This window comes from Streptomyces sp. NPDC060064 (assembly GCF_042736455.1).
In the GTDB taxonomy this organism is placed as follows: domain Bacteria; phylum Actinomycetota; class Actinomycetes; order Streptomycetales; family Streptomycetaceae; genus Streptomyces.
Genome location: NZ_JBHWWF010000040.1, coordinates 44538 through 63518, shown reverse-complemented (window position 1 = coordinate 63518; position 18981 = coordinate 44538). Strand labels below are relative to the sequence as shown.

At 68.5% G+C, this 18981-nt stretch carries 21 protein-coding genes and 5 pseudogenes; 9 read left to right on the top strand and 17 right to left on the bottom strand.

From position 1 onward, the window contains the following. From ACFWDI_RS34405 to ACFWDI_RS34385, 5 genes and pseudogenes are all read left to right on the top strand, one after another. A partial coding sequence (locus ACFWDI_RS34405; RefSeq protein ID WP_385310133.1) for an ATP-binding protein occupies positions 1–779 on the top strand: 779 nt, incomplete at its 5' end. A gap of 23 nt (positions 780–802) precedes the next feature. Beyond that, positions 803–937: pseudogene (locus ACFWDI_RS34400) on the top strand (transcriptional regulator); the annotation flags it as partial. 254 nt (positions 938–1191) lie between these two features. After that, positions 1192–2691: an MFS transporter gene (locus tag ACFWDI_RS34395; RefSeq protein WP_385310131.1), complete on the top strand. Its 1500-nt coding sequence runs from the start codon at positions 1192–1194 to the stop codon at positions 2689–2691. Positions 2692–2987: 296 nt separating this feature from the next. Next, positions 2988–3617 (top strand): DUF421 domain-containing protein, encoded by a 630-nt coding sequence (locus ACFWDI_RS34390; RefSeq protein WP_385310130.1) that lies wholly within the window; start codon positions 2988–2990, stop codon positions 3615–3617. 824 nt (positions 3618–4441) lie between these two features. Beyond that, complete coding sequence (locus tag ACFWDI_RS34385) at positions 4442–5017, top strand: VIT1/CCC1 transporter family protein (RefSeq protein ID WP_385310128.1); 576 nt, start codon at positions 4442–4444, stop codon at positions 5015–5017. A 94-nt stretch (positions 5018–5111) separates the two neighbouring features. Here ACFWDI_RS34385 and ACFWDI_RS34380 read toward each other — a convergent pair. The 6 genes and pseudogenes from ACFWDI_RS34380 to ACFWDI_RS34355 form a co-directional block, all read right to left on the bottom strand. Further along, positions 5112–5244 (bottom strand): annotated as a pseudogene (locus ACFWDI_RS34380) (IS5/IS1182 family transposase); the annotation flags it as partial. A gap of 54 nt (positions 5245–5298) precedes the next feature. Beyond that, a complete protein-coding gene (locus ACFWDI_RS34375) occupies positions 5299–6933 on the bottom strand; it encodes a Na+/H+ antiporter (RefSeq protein ID WP_385310124.1) in 1635 nt (544 codons plus the stop codon). 97 nt (positions 6934–7030) lie between these two features. Beyond that, positions 7031–7249 (bottom strand): hypothetical protein, encoded by a 219-nt coding sequence (locus tag ACFWDI_RS34370; protein ID WP_385310122.1) that lies wholly within the window; start codon positions 7247–7249, stop codon positions 7031–7033. Between the two features lie 16 nt (positions 7250–7265). Then, the gene (locus tag ACFWDI_RS34365; RefSeq protein ID WP_385310120.1) at positions 7266–8240 is read right to left on the bottom strand and encodes an aldo/keto reductase; all 975 of its coding nucleotides are present in this window, start codon (positions 8238–8240) and stop codon (positions 7266–7268) included. Between the two features lie 211 nt (positions 8241–8451). After that, complete coding sequence (locus ACFWDI_RS34360; RefSeq protein ID WP_385310118.1) at positions 8452–9192, bottom strand: YoaK family protein; 741 nt, start codon at positions 9190–9192, stop codon at positions 8452–8454. Positions 9193–9240: 48 nt separating this feature from the next. Next, positions 9241–10104, bottom strand: coding sequence for an NAD(P)-dependent oxidoreductase (locus ACFWDI_RS34355; protein ID WP_385310116.1), 864 nt, complete (start codon positions 10102–10104; stop codon positions 9241–9243). Between the two features lie 312 nt (positions 10105–10416). Between ACFWDI_RS34355 and ACFWDI_RS34350 the strand changes: the two are divergent. Next, positions 10417–10605, top strand: a pseudogene (locus tag ACFWDI_RS34350) (IS5/IS1182 family transposase); the annotation flags it as partial. Between the two features lie 303 nt (positions 10606–10908). Here the strand turns inward: ACFWDI_RS34350 and ACFWDI_RS34345 are convergent. The 6 genes and pseudogenes from ACFWDI_RS34345 to rpmG form a co-directional block, all read right to left on the bottom strand. Next, entirely contained in the window at positions 10909–11106 is a 198-nt protein-coding gene (locus ACFWDI_RS34345) for a helicase associated domain-containing protein (protein ID WP_385310115.1), read from the bottom strand. 158 nt (positions 11107–11264) lie between these two features. Next, positions 11265–11360 (bottom strand): annotated as a pseudogene (locus tag ACFWDI_RS34340) (hypothetical protein); the annotation flags it as partial. 423 nt (positions 11361–11783) lie between these two features. Beyond that, complete coding sequence (rpsR, locus tag ACFWDI_RS34335; protein WP_385310113.1) at positions 11784–12032, bottom strand: 30S ribosomal protein S18; 249 nt, start codon at positions 12030–12032, stop codon at positions 11784–11786. Positions 12033–12081: 49 nt separating this feature from the next. Next, positions 12082–13239: pseudogene (locus tag ACFWDI_RS34330) on the bottom strand (CobW family GTP-binding protein). Continuing rightward, positions 13239–13493 (bottom strand): type B 50S ribosomal protein L31, encoded by a 255-nt coding sequence (locus ACFWDI_RS34325; protein ID WP_385310111.1) that lies wholly within the window; start codon positions 13491–13493, stop codon positions 13239–13241. Before ACFWDI_RS34325 ends, ACFWDI_RS34330 begins: the two are co-directional and overlap by 1 nt. Before the next feature lie 31 nt (positions 13494–13524). Then, a complete protein-coding gene (gene rpmG, locus ACFWDI_RS34320; RefSeq protein ID WP_134028780.1) occupies positions 13525–13689 on the bottom strand; it encodes a 50S ribosomal protein L33 in 165 nt (54 codons plus the stop codon). A gap of 68 nt (positions 13690–13757) precedes the next feature. Between rpmG and rpmB the strand changes: the two genes are divergently transcribed. The 3 genes from rpmB to ACFWDI_RS34305 all read left to right on the top strand — a co-directional run bounded on the left by rpmB (position 13758) and on the right by ACFWDI_RS34305 (position 14551). After that, entirely contained in the window at positions 13758–13994 is a 237-nt protein-coding gene (rpmB, locus tag ACFWDI_RS34315; protein ID WP_385310109.1) for a 50S ribosomal protein L28, read from the top strand. Further along, positions 13994–14299 carry a 30S ribosomal protein S14 gene (gene rpsN, locus ACFWDI_RS34310; RefSeq protein ID WP_385310108.1) on the top strand — a complete coding sequence of 102 codons (306 nt, stop codon included), beginning with the start codon at positions 13994–13996 and terminating at the stop codon, positions 14297–14299. Before rpmB ends, rpsN begins: the two co-directional genes overlap by 1 nt. Positions 14300–14461: 162 nt before the next feature. Continuing rightward, entirely contained in the window at positions 14462–14551 is a 90-nt protein-coding gene (locus ACFWDI_RS34305; RefSeq protein ID WP_385310106.1) for a nuclear transport factor 2 family protein, read from the top strand. Between the two features lie 431 nt (positions 14552–14982). On the opposite strand, the gene ACFWDI_RS34300 is transcribed toward ACFWDI_RS34305, so the two are convergent. From ACFWDI_RS34300 to ACFWDI_RS34280, 5 genes are all read right to left on the bottom strand, one after another. After that, entirely contained in the window at positions 14983–15741 is a 759-nt protein-coding gene (locus ACFWDI_RS34300; RefSeq protein ID WP_385310104.1) for a TIGR03943 family putative permease subunit, read from the bottom strand. Beyond that, positions 15738–16760, bottom strand: a complete 1023-nt coding sequence (locus ACFWDI_RS34295; RefSeq protein WP_385310102.1) for a permease — start codon at positions 16758–16760, stop codon at positions 15738–15740. The genes ACFWDI_RS34300 and ACFWDI_RS34295 overlap by 4 nt, the downstream gene beginning before the upstream one ends. A gap of 226 nt (positions 16761–16986) precedes the next feature. Beyond that, positions 16987–18156, bottom strand: coding sequence for a GTP-binding protein (locus ACFWDI_RS34290; RefSeq protein ID WP_385310100.1), 1170 nt, complete (start codon positions 18154–18156; stop codon positions 16987–16989). A 5-nt stretch (positions 18157–18161) separates the two neighbouring features. Further along, the gene (rpmF, locus tag ACFWDI_RS34285) at positions 18162–18332 is read right to left on the bottom strand and encodes a 50S ribosomal protein L32 (RefSeq protein WP_385310099.1); all 171 of its coding nucleotides are present in this window, start codon (positions 18330–18332) and stop codon (positions 18162–18164) included. A gap of 78 nt (positions 18333–18410) precedes the next feature. After that, positions 18411–18974 (bottom strand): GNAT family N-acetyltransferase, encoded by a 564-nt coding sequence (locus ACFWDI_RS34280; protein ID WP_385310097.1) that lies wholly within the window; start codon positions 18972–18974, stop codon positions 18411–18413. Positions 18975–18981 lie beyond the last annotated feature (7 nt).

The window sequence follows — 18981 nt, the reverse complement described above, 5'->3', positions numbered from 1 at the left end:
ATCGGCCCCTGCTGACCACGCTCCATCGATCGAAGAACCGTCTTGAGCTGCAACAACACGCTCAGATCGCGAACGAACCGGCGATAACGCCCGGCGTCAGCAAGACCCATATCGCCGTCGGCCTGGCGGTCGCGGCATGCCGGGCCGGCTTCACTATCCACTTCACCAGCCTTGATGAAATGGTCCGCCAGCTCAAAGGGGCCGACAGCATCGGACGATTGCCCGGCAGAATGCGGCGCTACCAGCGGCCGGACGTCCTCGTGGTCGATGAAGTGGGCTATCTCCCGCTCGACCGGGACGAGGCCAACCTGGTTCCGGCGAACCTGTGCCAGGCAGCGCCGAAACTTCACGGGTTCCGGCACGAGTTGCTGCATGATCGAACGATGCTGGTCGAACTGGAGAAGGTCGCAAAGTTTCCCTGGAGTCCCTGGCTGGCTCAGATCCGGACCCCGTTCGGAGGGACCGTGGTCCGCTGGTGCGGTGACCAGGCTGCGGAGCCGGGCGAGTACCACGTCGAGTGGACAGTCGATGAGGACATGGTCTGGGGGCGGAATGTGAAACCGGCTGCCGATTCCGGACCGGGAGTCCGGCCTGGCGGGCACTGCGTTGTCCTGCGAGGACGGCTGAACGCCACAGAGGACGGTGCCGCCGTGCTGGACTTGGACGGCACTCTGATCCTGTTGGATCTCGCTGATCCGCTGCCCGAAGATGTCGCCAATACGTGGGTCGAGCTCTTCATCGAGCGCGAGAAGATCAGTCTCTACCCCTACGCGCTCTGACCAGAGATCAGCTGCTGAGCACTTCCCCGGCCGGGGTATCCCAATGCCTCACCGCGTAACACAACGCGGGCCTGGTCAGCGCCCACCGCGCCGGCCATTCCGTCCTCTACGCCCGCACCACCGCAGCCGAAACCCTCCTCAACGTCGCATCCACCTGACACTCGGTCAACCCTCGAAGGACTTCCGGAGCCGACCACTAAGCCGGACAGGCCGAGGGCTGGCCCGTACGGGGAGTGGAGTCGCTTCCGCCCGACTCGTGTGGGGTCCACACACGCCGACCGACCGACTGCTGTCCTCGATGAGGTGGTCAAGGCCGCGGCGGGGTTATGTCGGTGGAGACCGGCGTACGAATCCTCCGGGATGCGGGATATCCCAGGGAGACTGGGCCGTGACTCCGTCGAAAGGAGCCCCCGTGAAACCGAGTAGGCGACAACCAGGCACGGCGACGTCGGCAGGCCAGCCAGATCCGAGCCGGTGGCATGCCTTGTGGGTCACCCTGGTGGCGGGCTTCATGATCCTTCTCGATGTGACGATTGTCGCGGTCGCCTTGCCCTCGATGCAAAGGGATCTGGGCGCCTCCCCGGCCTCAGTGCAATGGGTGGTGTCCGGGTATGCGCTGACGTTCGCCCTTGCGCTGGTGCTGGCCGGACGTCTTGGCGACGCGATCGGCCGACGCCGGATCTTCCTCGGGGCGCTCGCGGCCTTTGTCTTGTGCAGCGTCGCAGCGGGGGCGGCACCGACGATCACCGTGCTCGTCATCGCCCGCATGGCGCAAGGGATCGCCGCCGGCTGCCTTGCTCCTCAGAATTCCGCGCTGATCCAGCAGATGTTCACCGGAGCCGAGCGTGCTCGTGCCTTCGGCCTGTTCGGCGCCATCGTCGGTATCTCCAGTGCGGTCGGTCCGATCACCGGAGGCCTCATCCTCGCCTTGGCCACCGGACCCCAGGGCTGGCGCTGGATCTTCTTCGTCAACGTTCCCATCGGTGCCGTGGCACTCGTGCTCGGCTATCGGCTGCTGCCCCGCGTCGCCCCGGGCAAGAGGGGACACCTCGATCTGCCGGGTGTTGCCCTGCTTGGCTGCGGTGTCCTGGCGGTCATGCTGCCGTTGGTCCTGGCCGACTCCGGCGGCGTGCGCCGTCTGTGGTGGCTCTTCCCAGCAGGGGCAGTGCTGCTGGTCGGCTTCGGGTGGTGGGAGCGCCGAGTCGCAACGCACGGCGGCGAACCGCTGCTGCATCCACGGTTGATTACCGAAACCCGCGGCTACGCCACCGGTGCCAGCCTGGCGACGCTCTACTTCATGGGATTCAGCGGTGTGTGGATCGTGTTCGCACTGTTCTTCCAGAACGGCCTGGGCTATTCACCCCTGCAGTCCGGACTGGCCGTGACACCGTTCGCGGTGGGCTCCGCGGGCGCGGCCGTCGTAGCCGGACGGCTCGTGGAGCGGATGGGCAGGCTGCTGACTGTGCTCGGCCTGGTCGGCGTCATTGTCGGGCTCGCCGCAGCGGCCCTGCTGCTCAGGTTCGCCCCGCCATCAGTCGCCGTCTGGGCCGCTGTCCCCGCCCTCCTCGTGGGCGGTATCGGCAGTGGTTTCGTCATCTCCCCGAATGTGACGATGACGCTGCGGGATGTTCCCGTGCGGATGGCGGGCTCCGCAGGCGGCGCGCTGCAGACCGGACAGCGGCTGGGCGGGGCAGTGGGCACGGCCGCGCTGCCCGGCACGTACTACCTGGTTCTGGCCTCAAGCGGGGACGACTACCGGCGGGCCGTGGCAGCGTCCGTCGGCGTCGGCATCGCCGCCATCTTCGCGGCGTTGGGCATCGCACTGATCGAGTGGCGTACTGACCGCGGCACAACAGCGGCCTCGTGCCCGCCCGAAGTCGCCCACAGTCATTGCCATGCCACCCAAAACTGAGACTGGTCGGGCTAGACCAATGCGCCGGCGTGCACTCACCCTGCCACTACCCGGTGACAGCTCTTCCGACATGCTCGGTCGGGCGAGCGGCAGGGGCGCTTCGGAGAGCTGAGGGCCCTACGATCCGGCTGCGCTGCAGACGCTGTGCTGAGCAGCCCAAGCGGCGCCTTCGGGTGAGCTGGCCCATCCTGGCGGGGCGAGCGGCCCAAGCGGTCGGCGAGTCACAAGCCGTAACCGAGGAGGATTTCGTCGGGCAGCGTCTGACGGCGGGTCAAGAGGGTGGGGGACAGCTGCCGATGAGCAAGTCGGCGGACCGAAGAGGCACGGGAGACGCGATGTGGCACGACCTGATGACTGCGGGCATCTCGTACGGCGAGAAGGCGGTGCGCACCGTGCTGGTCTATCTGGTGATCCTGGTGCTGCTCCGTTGGGGTGGGAAACGGGAGATCGCTCAGCTCAACACTTTTGACTTGGTGGTCATGCTGTTGCTGGCCAACGTGGTGCAGAACGCCATCATCGGACCCGACAATTCCGTGTCCGGAGCCGCCTTCGCGGCTGCCGTACTGCTCGCGGTGAACACACTCATGGTCCGGGCAGCCTCGCTGTCCAGCCGGCTCGGCCGCTTGCTCGAGGGATCGCCCGTCGTTCTCGCGCGCGACGGGCGGTGGCTGCCTACGGCGGTCAGGCGCAGCGGACTGAGCCGCGCGGACCTGGATGTCGCGGTGAAACGGCAGGGCGGCGACGATGTCTCCGAGACCACCACGGTCAGCCTGGAGCCGGGCGGCTCCTTGCTGGTCGGCCTGCGCAAGGGCGACCAGGCCGCCGACAAGAACGACGTCGCCGCGCTACGAGCGGAGATCGCCGCCCTGCGGCAGCAACTCGCACACCCCGGGCCCGGATCCAGCCCCGGCGCGGGGCCATCCTGACGAACTCCCTCTCCCTGGTGTGATCATGCGGCAGGCCAAAGGCGCTACTGCAGGGTCTGGCCGATTGCCGGTGGGCGATCTTGGCTGGACAGCAGGAGAGTGGGCGGTTGGGCCACAAAGGCGAAGGACAGCTCGGCGACGGCACCACCACCGCCCGGTACCAAGCGGTGAACCTCCTCAGTTCCCGCTTCCTGGTCCAGCCGTTCCCGGCCCAGACCTGACGCGGTGCGCGCCCAAACCGCCGCGCTGCTCGCGGCCGCCGTGCCGGTCACGGCCTGCGCGGCCGCCGTCGTCCTCAAGGCCGGCCACTGGCAGCCTGTACGCCGACCGACACCGGATCCACCTCACCCCCCTCGCCTGTCGCTCCTGCTCCGACTTCCGGGGCGCCGGCGGCGGGTGGCTCGACGGCGCCAACCCGGATATGGAGGCGTGCCCGTGTCGGTCCGACCGGCGCGAGCTAGGCATCCGGCTCCTGCCGCTGCCCGCGTTCCCCGACGAACCACCGTTCTGACGCACCGCCGAACCGACAGGCAACCGGGCGGCTCAACACGACACGGAGCAGGCCGCCCCCGTTCACGACAAGGAGAACCCGCCCATGACAACGGAACGAGCCACGGATCGCAGTGTGGGTCCGGCAGGTGAAAGGGAGTGCCCGGGTGAACGCAGCCGACGGATCCCTATCAGGACGCCGCCTTGCTGGCCCGCGTGGGGGTGCATTCCTACATGCTGGCCCCGCCCACTGCATGCGGCCACCGCGATCCTCGAAAGCACGAGCTGGTACACGGCCGTTTGACCACGGTCCTGACCAGGAGAACACTCGAAATGTGCGCTCAGAAACACCGAAGGATCCCAACTCACCGAGCACCATCAGGCGACCGGCGCCGCAGCATGAGGTGACAAAGGCGTCTGAAAATGAGCGTGATCTCCTGCTTCAGCGCGTGCAGCCTGGCTTGAGCGGACTCATCGACGGTTCGCTGTCTTCACTGGCGCCCATCTTCGCCGTGGTGATGTCCACGCAAAAGCCGGGCTACGCGTTCATCGCGGGGCTTGCCACGGCGATCGGAGCGGGGATCAGCATGGCCTTCTCCGAGGGCTTGTCCGATACCGGAACGGTCACCGAACGCGGCAACGCCTGGAAGCGCGGTGTCATCGTCGGCGGAGGCACCTTCCTGGGCGGCATCTTGCATACCCTCCCCTTCCTGATCCCGGACTTTCTGCCCGCGCTCATGGTCGCACTGGCGGTAGTCGTCATCGAACTGCTCACCCTGGCGTGGCTGCGCCATCGCTTCTTCGACGTCTCCTTCGCCTGGTCCCTCGCCACCGTCACGCTTGGCGGCGCGCTCATTTCCGGGGTCAGCATCGGCCTGGGCGCGCTCCTGGGCACAGCGGTCGCTGGATAAGGGGTCCCAACACAGGCGTTCGACGTGTCGGTGGGTGCTGAGGAAGGTGGCAGGGCCGAGGAAGCTTTGTCCATGTCGTCGCGTCGCTCCAGCCGATGCGCATGCGGCGGAAGCCGTGCAGCCAGGCGATAGTTCGTTACCCAGCGGTGGTCTCCCAGGCCCGAGCCATGCGGCGTTCCTCGTCTTGCCACCACGGGTTTGATGCCTCGTGCCCAGACCAGTCGGCGCTACTTGTCGTCTTGGTGCAGGCGCGAGCGTTTTCGGACGAGCCCACACGTCGCTCACTCCCCCGGGGCCTGGCCACGCGGATCGGCCGTGCCGTCCCCCGGTGGGTGCGACTGGTCGGTGAGGGCGTGCAGGGCCAGCTCGATCCTGATCTCCTCGCTGTCCAGGCCCGCCTGCAGTCGACGCAGCACGATGTCGTCGATGCTGCGCTCGTCCCGCAGGCGGATCAGGGCGCTGCGCTTGACGCCGATCAGGGCGAGGCGGAGTTCGAGTCCCGCGCGCATGCCGGGAACGGTGGTTTCGGTCGCCCGCGCGTCCTCGGCGGCGTATTGGCGCAGTTCGCCCAGGATGGCGTCGGCGGTCTCCGGCGGTGTTTCCAGGCGGCCGGCGTGGTCGGGAAGGGCCTCCAGCGCCGCGGCGGCGATCTGGCGATGGGCGTGGCGTTCCTCTGCGGTCTCGTCCGGGTCACCGCGCAGTCCGGACCAGCGGACCACCGCGGGCATGGTCGTCCCCTGGAGGACCAGCGTGACCAGGATGACGGTCACGGCGGTGAAGACCAGCAGACTGTGTCCCTCGAGTGGCCGGCCTGCGGCCGTGGTGGCCGGAACGGCGAGGGCGGCCGCCAGCGACACGGCCCCGCGCACCCCGCTCCAGGCGACGGGGAACCTTTGCCGGGCGCCGGAGCGCAGCGTGCGCTGGACGGGGCGGCGGTCGACGGCGCGGATGAGGTACGGCACCGAGTACAGCCACAGCAGGCGAGTGGCGATCACCACGCCGCTGACCAGCAACGCGGTGACCACGGCGTGTCCCAGGGAGACGGAGCTGATCGCGCTCACGATGGCGGGTGTCTGGATGCCCACCAGGACGAACAGGGCACTGTTGAGAATGAACGTGCTCACCTCCCAGAAGCCGATGATCTGCACGCGCGCGCCCGCGCCGATCACCCTGGGGCCGAGCTGACTGAGGATGAGACCACAGGTGACCACCGCCAGGACGCCGGAAACGCCCACGGCCTGCGCGGGCAGATAGGCGGCGAACGGGGTGAGCACAGCCAGGGCGCTCTCCACCGCACGGTCGTTCAGCCGCCTGCGCAAGGCCACCACGACGGCGGCGCAGGCAGTGCCGATCGCGACACCGCCCGCGTAGGCCAGCAGGAAGCGCGCGACCGTGCCCCACCAGCTGAACACCTGTCCCTCCACGACGACACCGACCACCACCGCAAAGAGGGCGAGCGCGGTGCCGTCGTTGATCAGGCTCTCCGCCCGCAGGATGGTCCGGACCCGCCGGGGCAGGCCCCGGGCCACCGCAGCCACAGCGATGGCGTCGGTGGGGGCCACGACGGCGCCCAGGACGAACGCGAGCGGCCAGGACAGGCCCAGCGCGTGCCCCACCGCAGCCACGGCGGCGGCCGTGGCCAGCACCAGTCCGGTGCCGAGCAGCATGATGCCGCGCACGTTCGTCCGGATCTCGCGGAGCGAGGTGGTCAGCGATTCCCAGTAGAGCAGGGGAGGCAGGAACAGCAGCAGGACGACCTCGGGAGGCAGGACCAGCGTGCGGAAGTCGGGGATGAGACCGAGCAGGCAGCCGCCCGCCACCAGCAGGACCGGCTCGTTCCAGCGCAGGCGGCGAGCCAGCCACGTCATGGCCACCACAGCCGCGAGGATCACCACGGTGACTTCCAGGCCATGCATGCGGCACCGCCTTCCTGCTGGGGCGGGCACCCCTCTCCCTGGTGCTCCTCGGAGCCGTGGCGCAGCCCTGCCCGGGCACGCCGCAGAGGTGTGCGGTTCAGCCCTGGGGAAGTTCTCCCAGGGCGTCGACATGGGTGGGTGTCCGGCCGAGCCCCCGGCAAGGCCCCGGCGCCGGTGAGCTGCTGGTCCAGGCGACCGCCTCGGCGATGAGGCCCATCGGCTGCTGCAGCGCCTGCGCGGTGGCCGACAGGGGTCGGGCATCGGCGATCACGGTGTAGTCGCCCACCTTGGCACGCGCCCAGTACCAGTGATGCATGAGGCGGGCTCGGCCATCACATTCCCTCCGGGGATGGGCCAGCGACCGGCGTGGCCGCAGCCATGATCTTGTCGATGTCCGCGCGGTCCTCCTCACTCAGCGAGATGTCCGCTGCCGCGAGGCTCTCGTCGACGTGCTCGGCCCGCCGAGTGCCGACGATCGCCACGTGCACTGCCGGATGAGCCAGCGTCCACGCGATGGCCAGCTGGCTGACCGTCATGCCTCGGGCGGACGCGAACTGTTGCAGTTCTCGTACGACGGCAAGGTTCCGGCGGTAGGTCTCACCACGGAACACACTGCTCTTGCTGCGCCAGTCGTCGGAGGGGAAGACGGTGTTCTCGTCGAACGTTCCGGTCAGCAGTCCGTGAGCCAGCGGACCGTAGACCAGCACGCCGATGTCGTGTCGGCGCGTGTAGGGCAGGATCGCCTCCTCGATGTCGCGGCGGAACAGGTGGTACGGCGGCTGGACTGTCTCCACCGGCAGGGTCTCGGCGAACTCCGACATCTGCTCGGTGTTGTAGTTGGATACGCCGACATGCCGGATCTTGCCCGCCTCGACCAGCTCACGTAGCGCACCGGCGGTCTCGGCGACTGGCACTTTCGGGTCCGGCCAGTGGACCTGGTAGAGGTCGATGTAGTCGATGCCGAGTGCCGCCAGGCTGGCGTCCACGCCCCTGCGCAGCGAATCGGGGCCGGCATCGCGAGCGACGCCGTTGTCCGTCTTGCGCAGCCCGCCCTTGGTGGCGATCACCAGCTCGTCGCGATTCCTGCCGAGCTCGGTCCGCAGGGCGTCGCCGAGCAGCCGTTCTGACGCGCCGAAACCGTAAGCCTGGGCGGTATCGAAGAAGTTGACCCCTTGCTCGCGCGCCCGGCGGATGGCGGCCTTGGCCTCCTCCTCGGCGAAGCCTCCCCAGTCCCCGCCCAGCTGCCAGGTGCCGAACGCGATGCGGGACACCTTCAGGCCGGACCTGCCCAACGTGGTGGTGTGCATAGCTACCTCCTTAGGCCAGATCGAATACTTCCAATCCCACGCGACCCGTAGCCGCGTTCTCCAGCAGTGAATGCCTGGTGACCAGCCGATATATCGCAGGACCAAGTAGCAGATCGATAGCGGCGTTCGGGCCGACGTCCGCCCCCGTTGGCCTCGATCGACGCTGCGGTCCTAGACGTATGGATCATGGTGCTTGCTCCCGATTCGCCAGTCATGACGTGGGAGGCCGGGTCCATGCGGCGTCGGAAGTCGAGAGCCGATGGGTGAATGCAGCGGTGGCAACGAGCAGGAGCAGTGCCAGGCCCAGAGGCGTGGTGAGGCCGACGTGCAGGAGGAGAAGGCCACCGATGAGGGCACCGAGGAACATCGCCAGAACGGACAGGACGCGACGGCCGGGTCGCGGTCCTGTGCCGCCTGCCGCCCTGGAGTCGGCGGCGAGTCCGGTGAGAGTCAGGGTGAGGACGGTCGTGGTGAGGTCGGGGACGCCGAGGCGCCGGACGACAGCGTTCTGCACCCCCATGCCCATCGCGAGGAGCACGATGAGCACGTACTGGACGCCCGAAGTCACCTTGTCGTCGGTGGCCGCAGCCACGACCACCGTCACGGCCACCAAGAGCACTTGTGCCTCGAGGGCGAGGGTGAGCAGCCGACCGCGATGCGTGCCCAGCCGGGCGTGCAGGCAGCCTCCGGCGAACGCACCACCGAGGAAGGCGCCAAGGGCGGTGACGGAGGCGGGCGCCGACAGGCCCTGGGCACCGGCCAGTGCGAACCCGAGGAATACGACGTTGCCGGTCATGTTGGCGACGAAAACGTGGCCGAGTCCCAGATAGCTCACCGCATCGACCAGGCCTGTCACCACCGTGAGTGTGAGCATCAGCGGCGGGAGGGGCCCATGAGGATCCTCGCGCGGCGGGACGAGCGTATGAACGGCATCAGTCAGCAGTTTGCGCATGCGGTGCCTTCCTCAACGGGCCTCAGCGAATGACGGCCCGCAGGCGGACTACGGCGGCGGCTTCCGCAGGTAGTCGACGGCGGCGAGGTCGTCGTTGTCGTGGCCGGCCTCGACGGTTGCTTCCAGGCGGTCCCGGACCACTTGGAGCAGCGGGCTGGGGGCGGCAGCTGCCGCGGCCAGGTCGATGTCCTTCAGTGCGAGTTGCACCGCGAATCCGGGCGCGTAAGAGGCGTCGTCCATGAGGCCTACTTTCTGCAACTCGTACGGCATGGCGAGCGGGCCCGCCTCAAGCACCCGGACGAACGTCGCGTGGTCGACGCCGAGAGCGTCACACAACGTAAGGACATCGCTCATGGCGACCGTCGAGGCAGCCATCCAGGCGTTGACTGCAAGCTTGACGGCGCTGCCCTCGGTCCCCGTCCCGACGTGGAGCACGGACGAGCCAAGATCGTCGAGAACGGGTCGCGCCCGCGCGAGGGCGTCCTCGGTGCCGGCGGCCAGCCAGACAAGTTTGCCCTGCCGAGCGGGCGCGGTGCTTCCCGAAACTGGTGCGTCGAGGTAGGCGACACCGTGATCACGCGCCAGATCGGCCAGGGCGCCGGCGCTCTGTGGCCCTACCGTGCTCGCCTGCACCCAGACGGCATCTCTGTCGAGCCGGTCGATGGCGTCTGACATGACCTCCGCGACCGCATCGCCGTCACGGAGCACAGTCATGACGACGGACGCCCCGGAGACCGCATCGCCCACCGCGCTCACTGCTGTGACCCCGGCAGCGCCATCCGCCACCGCACGGGCTCTCTCCTCCGTACGGTTCCACAGCCTTACCTCGTGGCCAGTATCTCCGAGCCGCGTTGCCATCGCGGCGCCCAGTGCGCCGGCTCCGAGAACAGCGACGGTGGAAGCGTGAGCCATGGAGAACCCCTTACCTGTTTCCTCCTACCCATGTTCCACCGGCAACCCGAGTCTTTCCTGGCAAAGGAGCGCAGCGCCTTCACAGGTAGCAAGTCGATGATCGGTCAAGTACCGGCTGGGGCGACTGGAGGATCGTCACGGCACCCTTTGATCCAGGCGCTGACAACCGCCCCCTGGCCGCAGCAAGCCGCGGCGCTTCCGCCTCGATGGAAGCGCGATCGAGCAGGCCGAGGGGCTGTGCGTAGCGTCGTAGCGAGCTACGTAGGGATGCAGTATGACCCTGCCATCGCTGACTCGGCCAAGGCCAAGTGAGGACCGAAGATCCACCTCGTCACCGACCGGAACGGTCTTCCCCTGTCGGTCGGCATCTCCGGGGCTAACCTCCACGGCAGCCAAGCCCTGATGGCGCTGATCCGCGGCATCCCGCACATCCGCTCCCGCCGTGGACCCCGCAGGCGCCGCCCCGCCAAGCTAAGGCATTCGCGAGCACATCGAAGCCGCCAACAGGTCCCTGCGGCTCGCCAAGAGATTCGGCAACTCAGGCAGGAGAAAGAGCAGCTGCATCAGGCCGTACGGCACCAACTTGGGCAGCGACTTGACGCGATCACCACCAAAGACCTCACCGCCCGGGTCGACGAACTCACTCACCACAACCACGAGCTCGCCAGCCAACTTCAGCAAGCCACCTCCGAAAATGCTGCCTTCCAGGCCCGCGTCGCGAGCCTGGAAGAGGACCTGGCCGCCGCCCGGACCAGCCTCCGCAGAATGATCCGTAACGAGAACCGCAGCTGACGCTCCCCAGGCCTACGCCCATTCCATGCCCAGCTCCGCGAGGGCGGCGCGTTGGGGATCGGTGAGTTTGTCGCGGCGGCTTTTGGTGTTCGAGACCCATACGCCAAGCCGGTGCTCCACGGGCTCCTCCTGGCCCTCCACCACGATCGGTTCAAGGTGTCCTCGCGGCACCGGCTTGTCGGCGCCCTCGCGTGCGACGTATTGCGCCAAGGCGGCCACGCCCGCTGGAAGGCCGCTGGCACCTTCCCCGCCCCAGCGGCCGCGCCCTTGCGGGCCGGGGCCGCAGAGGGTCGCTCAGCGGGCTGGATCCCCAGCGTGGACAGCCGTTCCTGCTGCTCGTCCGACAGCTGCGCCCAGCTGTTCGCCTGCCGCTCCGTCCAGCGCCCCAGATCGTCACCCTCGAACAGCACGCCTGGCTGGATCTCGGGCAGGGTGCCGTCGGCTTCGGCCAGGTCACGCAGCACGGCGTAGTGGCGTTGCCAGTCCAGGGGCCAGCGGCAGTTCCAGTCCGGGTCGATGGCGGCGAGCTGCTGCGCCCGCTGCTCGGCCCGCTCTCATGCTCGTAACTCCGGCCATGATGCGTCGTCGCGGCGAGGACCCGGCACTCCTGTGCCATCTCCGGTCACGCCGCGGACCGGGCCTGACACAGGAACCCGCCCCGTGGACTGATCCGCTGAGAGTTGCTGCGGCTGCCTCCGTCGCGAATCGGCTACTGCGCTCCAACGCGTCGGCCTCCGACGTGGCCGGGCACATCGAGGACTGAGGTCCCCTCGCTACCGCCTCGTCGCGGCTGGCGTCACGGGGCCTCACCGTCCCCAGCAGTTCCCTGGCCGCCGAGCTTGGCCCCTCGGGCTGTGGCAAGACCACTCTCGCGCAGCGTCGCCGGCTTACTGCGCGCCGACGCGAGCACCGTATGGCAGGAGCGCCATCTCCCGGGCGTTCTTGATCGCTGCAGCGATCTGCCGCTGCTGCTGGGCGGTGACGCGAGTGACGCGCCGGCTGCGGATCTTCCCGCGGTCGGAGATGAACTTCCGCAGCAGGTCGGTGTCCTTGTAGTCGATGTACGTGATCTTGGCGGCGTCCAGGGGGTTGGGGCGGGACTTGAGCGGCTTGTGGGGGTTGTGGCGGCGGGCCATGAGTGCTCCTGCTTCGGTGCTGACTTCGGACGGGTGTTTGGTGCCGGGATTACGAGACGGGGTCGAGGAGGGAGTCGAACGCGGCCGGCAGGTGCTTCCACGCCTCGGGACCGGCGGCGTACTCGTCGTCGGTGAGCAGGCAGGATTCGAGAAGCTGTGCCAGGCCGTCGCGGTCGAGGCCGGGAGAGGTGAAGACGAGGTGCTGGCAGCAGTCGCCGTGCTCGGGATGCCAGTCCAGTGCGGCAGCGGCTCGGCGCATCGGCGGCACCATCTCCCAGGCGGCGTCCGGCAGGGAGGCCAGCCAGGGCCCGGCGTTCTCCACGCGCAGCGCGCCGCCGGCGGCATCCCAGGCGAGCAGGGTGTCGGGGCGGTCGGCGAGCCAGAACCGGCCGCGACTGCGGGCGGCGGCGCAGCACAGGTCTTCCAGTGCCTGGTAGAGGCGTTCGGGGTGAAACGGGCGGCGGCGGTGCCAGACGAGGGTGGCGACCCCCGCTTCGTCCGCCTCCTGGGGCAGCAGGGCGCAGGCCGGGTGCTGGGCGGCGGACGCCGTTTCCACGTCGAAGCCGACGAAGGCCAGTTGGGCGAGTTAGCCTGATCCGGCGGGCACCTGGCGTGCGGTCGGGTGGAGTTGGGCGAGGAGCGCGCGGTCCTCGTCGTCGGTGTCTTCGCTGTCGACGAGAGCGAGGACGGGTGCGTACTCCAGCTGGTGGGCCCAGGTGTCGCCGATCGTGCGCTGGTCGGTGGCGGCAGCGGCGAGACCGACTTCGGCCAGGTCGTCGCCGTTGGCGAGGTAGGGCAGCACGAGTGCGGGGTCGACGGCGGTCATCACATTGGTGAGATCGAGGGTGTCGCCGCCGTGCGCGACGACGACGACCTCTGCCATCGCCTTGGGTTCGACGGAGTCCCACAGTTCGACGATGGCGAGCCGGGTCAGACCGCCGGCTGCCAGGCGCTCCAGCTCGGGGACCAGGTCTTCGCGCAGCGCGCAGCAGGCGCAGTCGTTGACGAGCGGGGCATCGCCGTAGGACAGCTCGCCCGAGGAGTCGCGTATCAGGCGCCGCAGGGTGCCTTCGGCCGCTGTGGCCAGGTCGTGGTGGAGGGCGACGCTGCCGGGGACGGTTCGCAGGAGGCGGTCCACGACTTCCTTGCGGGCGTCGGAGTGGAGCCCGCCGACGATCACGACGGGCAGCCGGGGCTTGTCGTGCATCAGTTCGCCTCGCGTCGGCCGTAACGTCGCTCGAATCGCTCGACGCGGCCGGCGGTGTCCAGGACGCGGGCGGTGCCGGTGTAGAAGGGGTGGCTCACGTTCGAGATCTCGACGTCGATGACGGGGTAGGTGTTGCCGTCCTCCCACTCGATGGTCTTGTCGCTGGTGGCGGTGGAGCGGGTGAGGAAGGCGGAGCTGGCGGCCTTGTCGCGGAAGACGACGGGGCCGTACGGGGGGTGGATTCCGGGCTTCATGGTGTGGTCCTTCAGTGCAGGGGTGGTTGGGTCAGCGTTCTTCGCGGAAGTCGACGTGCTTGCGGGCGATCGGGTCGAACTTGCGCAGGACCATGCGGTCGGGATCGTTTCGCCGGTTCTTGCGGGTGACGTAGGTGTAGCCGGTCCCGGCGGTGGAGCGGAGCTTGATGATCGGGCGTACTTCGTTGCGAGCCATGGGCGCTAGTATATGACAATGGTTTCCATTACCAAAAAGAAACCGTCTGAAGAGAGGCAGGTAACACCTTGTCCGCCCACTGCCAACTGACCGGCGCCCAGCCGGGCTTCGGCAACAACATCTCCCACTCGCACCGGCGTACGTCCCGGCGCTTCGACCCCAACATCCAGCGCAAGCGGTACTGGCTGCCCAGCGAGGGCAGGCATGTACGCCTGACGCTCAGCACCAAGGCGATCAAGACGATCGACAGCATCGGTGTCGAGGCGGCCGTGGCCCGCATCCGCGCCCGCGGGGTGAAGGTCTGATGGCCAAGCAGAGCAAGATCGCGAAGAACGAGAAGCGCAAGGCGATCGTCGAGCGGTATGCCGCCCGTCGGGCCGAGTTGAAGGACCTCATCCGCCGTCCGGGCACCCCGGACACGGAGCGGGCTGCTGCTCTGGCGGAGCTTCGGCGCCAGCCGCGCGACGCCAGCGCAACCCGAGTACGCAACCGGGACAGCGTGGACGGCCGGCCCCGGGGACACCTGCGCCGGTTCGGGTTGTCCCGCGTCCGCATGCGCGAGCAGGCCCACGCCGGATTCCTCCCCGGAGTCACCAAGTCGTCCTGGTGATGGTGCCGCCCTGGCGGCGGATTGGCTGTTCTGGCCGTGACTCGGCGGAGTCACGGCCAACAGCCGATCGGGCCCGCTTGTGGATGAGGGCGTAGGCCCAGCCACGGTTCAGATCTCACGGCAGGACTGCAAAACGCCAAGCCGCACCTTTTCCCCGGAGAAGTGAGCGGCGTGCTGACGGTCGGGCTGCGCAAGGAACGCGGACGCTGGGTTGTGGCGCACGAACACCATTCATTCCCGAGCATGGACTGACGGGGAGGATCTGTCGCCATGGAGCGCATCGCCGCCGGGCCTGTTTCCTGCGCCGGTTCACGCGCCGGGCGTCAGGGCGGTGGGGCCGTGCTGGGAGCCGGGGTCGATCTGTGCGACGAGGTCGGTTCCGGTGGCCTCATTCGCCCAGGCTGTGGCGTTGCGCAAGTGGAATTCGACGGCATGCTTCTCGAACGCCGCCCAGTCCTTGGTGCGGCCGTCGACAGAGCGGCGCGGAGCTGGCGCAGGATGTGCTGGTTGTGCGGCTCCAGATCGCCACGGGCGAGTCCCTGCTCCTGAGCGCACCCACGAGGGGTGTGCGCAGTACGCAAGGAGGTCGCCGCCGACGTGCTCCTTGAGGAAGAAACAGGTCGTCCTCGAATGGATCCGCTCATCGAAGCAGGCGCCTCTCCGGGCAGTGCGGTTTCGTGCTGTCAGCCGGCCGGGGCCCTGTCGATGTACGGGACGGGCGGCTCCGGGATTCTCTGGATGGTTGCGATGTCCAGTGCCAGGGCTGCGGAGGTGGTCCCTAGAGCGCCGAGCGGGTGCCAGGTGCCGGTCACTTTCACCCAGGTGTCGGCAGGCGGCGCTTTCGTACCGTGCATCGTTACGGTCAACGACTGTGAGTCGGCCGCACAGCAGGACACAAGGAGCCGGGTCAGATCCCAGGTCCCGTCCTTGCCCGGCGTGACAAAGCCCTGCATGAGTACGGTGCGGTCCTTGAGGCTCTGCTTGTCGTCCTGCTGCGCCCGGGCGATGAATTCGGTCAGGGAGAGCGGGGCGGGGCCGTGAGCGGGGAGTGGCTCGAAGCGCTCGTAATCCTCGACGATCTTCGGATTGTCACGTGTCGCCGTGTAGGAGCCGAGGGCCGGTGGGGCGAAGAGGAGCAGTGCGAGCGCGGGCGGTAGCAGGAGCCAGGCGATCCGAGGGCCATGGGAGTGGTCGTGTCCATGCTCTGACTGCGTGGCGGTTTCGCTGTGGGGCCCGTCATGCCCCTGGTGGCGTTCGCGAGGGCGGAGCCCGGCACGCCGAGCGCTGATCAGCCCCACTGCGCACAGGATGATCCCGGATGCGACGAGGAAGGGCTGCAGCCCTTCCTTCACGTAGCGCAGGCCGACGTCGCTGAACAGGGATACCCGCAGGAGCCCGGCTCCGATCAGCAGAAGCAGCAGGGTCTGGAAGGTGCGTCTCACAGCAGCCACCACCCGACGAGGGCACTGCACACGATGGCGACCACTGAGGTGGCTGCCGAGAACCGGCCGGCGAAGGACCGGCCGAACGTGCCTGCCTGCAGGGCGATCAGTTTCACGTCGACCATGGGGCCGACGACCATGAACGTCAGACGGGCGGTGGGCGAGAAGCCGGTCAGCGAGGCGGCGACGAAGGCGTCGGCCTCCGAGCAGACGGCGAGGACGATCGCGAGCCCGGCGAGGAACAGCACCGACATCCAGGGCGAGCCGGAGAAGGTGTCCAGCACCGATCGTGGCACGGTGACGTTGAAGGTGGCCGCGGCCATGGCGCCGAGGACGAGGAACCCGCCGGCGTGCAGGAAGTCGTGCTGGAAGCCGAGCCGGAACTCCTCCCAACGACTGTGACCCTGCTGGTGACCGGTGTGCCGGGCCGGCATCCGCAGCCACTCCGAGCGGCCGAGCCTCAGCCACAGCCAACCCATCGCCGCGGAGGTGGCAAGTGAGGCGATGAGCCGGGCGGCCACCATCTCCGGCTTTCCCGGGAAGGCAACTGCGGTCGAGGCCAGCACGATCGGGTTGACGGCCGGCGCGGACAGCAGGAACGCGAAAGCGGCAGCCGGTGTCACACCCCGCCGGATCAGACTCCCCGCCACAGGCACCGAGGCGCACTCGCAGCCCGGCAGCACGATCCCGGCCGCGCTCGCCACCGGCACCGCGAGGACGGGGTTGCGCGGCAGCGCCTTACTGAACGCATGCGCCGGTACGAAAGCGTTGACCGCTCCGGAGATCAGCGTGCCCAGGATCAGGAACGGAAGGGCCTGAACGGTGACGGCCACACAGATCGTCTGCCAGGCACGGAAGCCGGGGTGAGCCAGCCAATCCGCTGCTCCCGCGGCCCAGGCGAGGCCGCCGACGGCCAGTACCGAGGCAGAGCCCGCGGCGAGGACGGATGCCGGGGCGGGGCGCCCCGGGCTGGTGCCCGCCCCGGGCTGCGCGGATGTGTCGACCCGAAGGTCTTTCACCAACCCATCCGGTTTGTTCACATCGGCTCCGGTTGTCTGAGAGAGACATCACGATAGCCGCGGGATCCGCTCATCCCGGAGATTGGCTGAGCTCGCCATCGTTGGACACATGGTCGAGTCGGCATGGCAGTTCACCGCCCTCGTGTGCCGCGAGTCCGGCGATGGCTGATCGGGCATACCGGGTTGGGCAGTACCGTGGCTGCGACCACTGCCCAACCCGGAGTCCTCACATCTGCGGTACGAGTTCGGGGTGCTCGTGCTCGCAGACGTCGTCGATGCCGTAGGTGTCCCACGCAGGGAAGGGATCGACGGCCGGGAGGCGTTCGCCCTCTTGTATGAGGCAGTCGGCCACCGCGGCCTGAAGTGCCTCGGGGCGCAGACCGGTGCCGATGAAGACCAGTTCCTGGCCCTGTGCGCTGTCCGTGTCCCGGGCGCCGGAGGGTTCGAAGCGGGCGACGGCACCCGCCTGTGACCACAGGCCGGTCACGCCCGGGCGGCTGGCGAGCCAGAAGAACCCCTTGGAGCGCAGGACCTGTCCGAAGGTCCCGCTGTCGAGTCCCTCAGTGACGAACCTCCACAGGCGGCCCGGGTGGAACGGCGCCTGGGAGCGGAAGACCGTGCTGGAGATGCCGTACTCCTCGGTCTCCGGCACGTGATCGCCGTTGAGTTCCATGACCCAGCCGGGGGCCTGCTGTGCACGCTCCAGGTCGAACAGCCCGGTACCGAGAACATCGCCGAGTTCCACGCGCCCTCGGGTGGTGGCCACGATCCGGGCCGCCGGGTTGAGACGAGTGAGGGCTGCGCGCAGCCGGTCGACGCTCGCCGCATCAACGAGGTCGAGCTTGTTGACGACGATGACGTCGGCGAACTCGATCTGGTCCATCAGCAGATCGCTGACCGTGCGCTCGTCGTCCTCGTACTGGTCGAGTCCGCGCTCGGCGAGCCCGTCCCCGCCTTCCAGTTCCGGCAAGAAGTTCGCGGCGTCGACCACCGTGACCATGGTGTCGAGGCGGGCCAGATCGCCGAGCGTGGCGCCGTCGTCGCGGGGAAAGGCGAAAGTCGCTGCGACGGGCATCGGTTCGGAGATCCCGCTGGACTCGATGAGGAGGTAGTCGAAGCGGTCCTCGCGGGCGAGACGGTCGACCTCCTCGAGCAGGTCGTCGCGCAGGGTGCAGCAGATGCATCCGTTGGTCATCTCGACCAGGCGTTCCTCGGTCCGCGACAGGGCGGCCTCGCCGCCGCGCACAAGTGCGGCGTCGATGTTGATCTCGCTCATGTCGTTGACGATGACCGCGACGCGCAGGCCCTCGCGGTTGCTCAGAACGTGGTTGAGCAGAGTGGTCTTGCCCGCTCCGAGGAAGCCGGACAGGACGGTGACGGGCAGTCGTTCGGTCATGCCCGTCAGCCTTCGGGGCGCAGCAGACCGCGTTCGTACGCCTTGGCCAGCCGCTGTGGCACCAGATAGGCGGCGCCGTCGACCGTGATCGGCACGAGCTGCGGTGTGCTGGCCTTCCACTGGGCGCGGCGGTGGCGGGTGTTGCTGCGGGACATCTTCCGCTTGGGTACGGCCATGGGTTCGGGTCCTCTCTGGTGGCGCGACGCCGACGTTATATGAAAATGGATCCCATTTCCAATGCAGCCAGGCGTGCGTCACTCAGGCATCGGGATCTCGAAGTGCACCGTGCCGACACCGGGACCGTGCTCACCGGTCGTCCGGGCGTCGAAGACCTCCTTGGCCATGCTCCGCCAGAAGGCTTCGGCGCCCTCCACATGGACGTTGGTGTGCAGATAGATGCTGTCGTAGCCGGCGGTTGTGGCGGCGAACCCGCATGCCCTGCGCACCAGGGTCCGCGCGAGACCGTGCCGCCGGTGCTCGGCTTTGACGTAGACACGGACGATCTGCGCGGTCGTTCCCGGCGGGTAGCGCTCAGCGAGCCAGCGTGGGTGCGGCGGATGGGCCGGACCGACCGATCGCACGCCGGTCGTGGCCACCACCTCGCCGCCGTGCACCGCCACCAGCAGCAGATGCCGGGGGTCGTCCAGGTAGGTGCCCACGATGTCGACGACGTCGCGGTGCCATTCGGGTACGTAGCCGTAGCCGAATTCCCGGTAGAAGGTGTCGAGCATCACGCGGCGCGCTCCTTCCACGTCGGCCACCGTGGCGGGGCGCACGATGTACGCGGTGTGCGCGGGGTTCTGCAGGGCGTCGGTCATCGTGTAA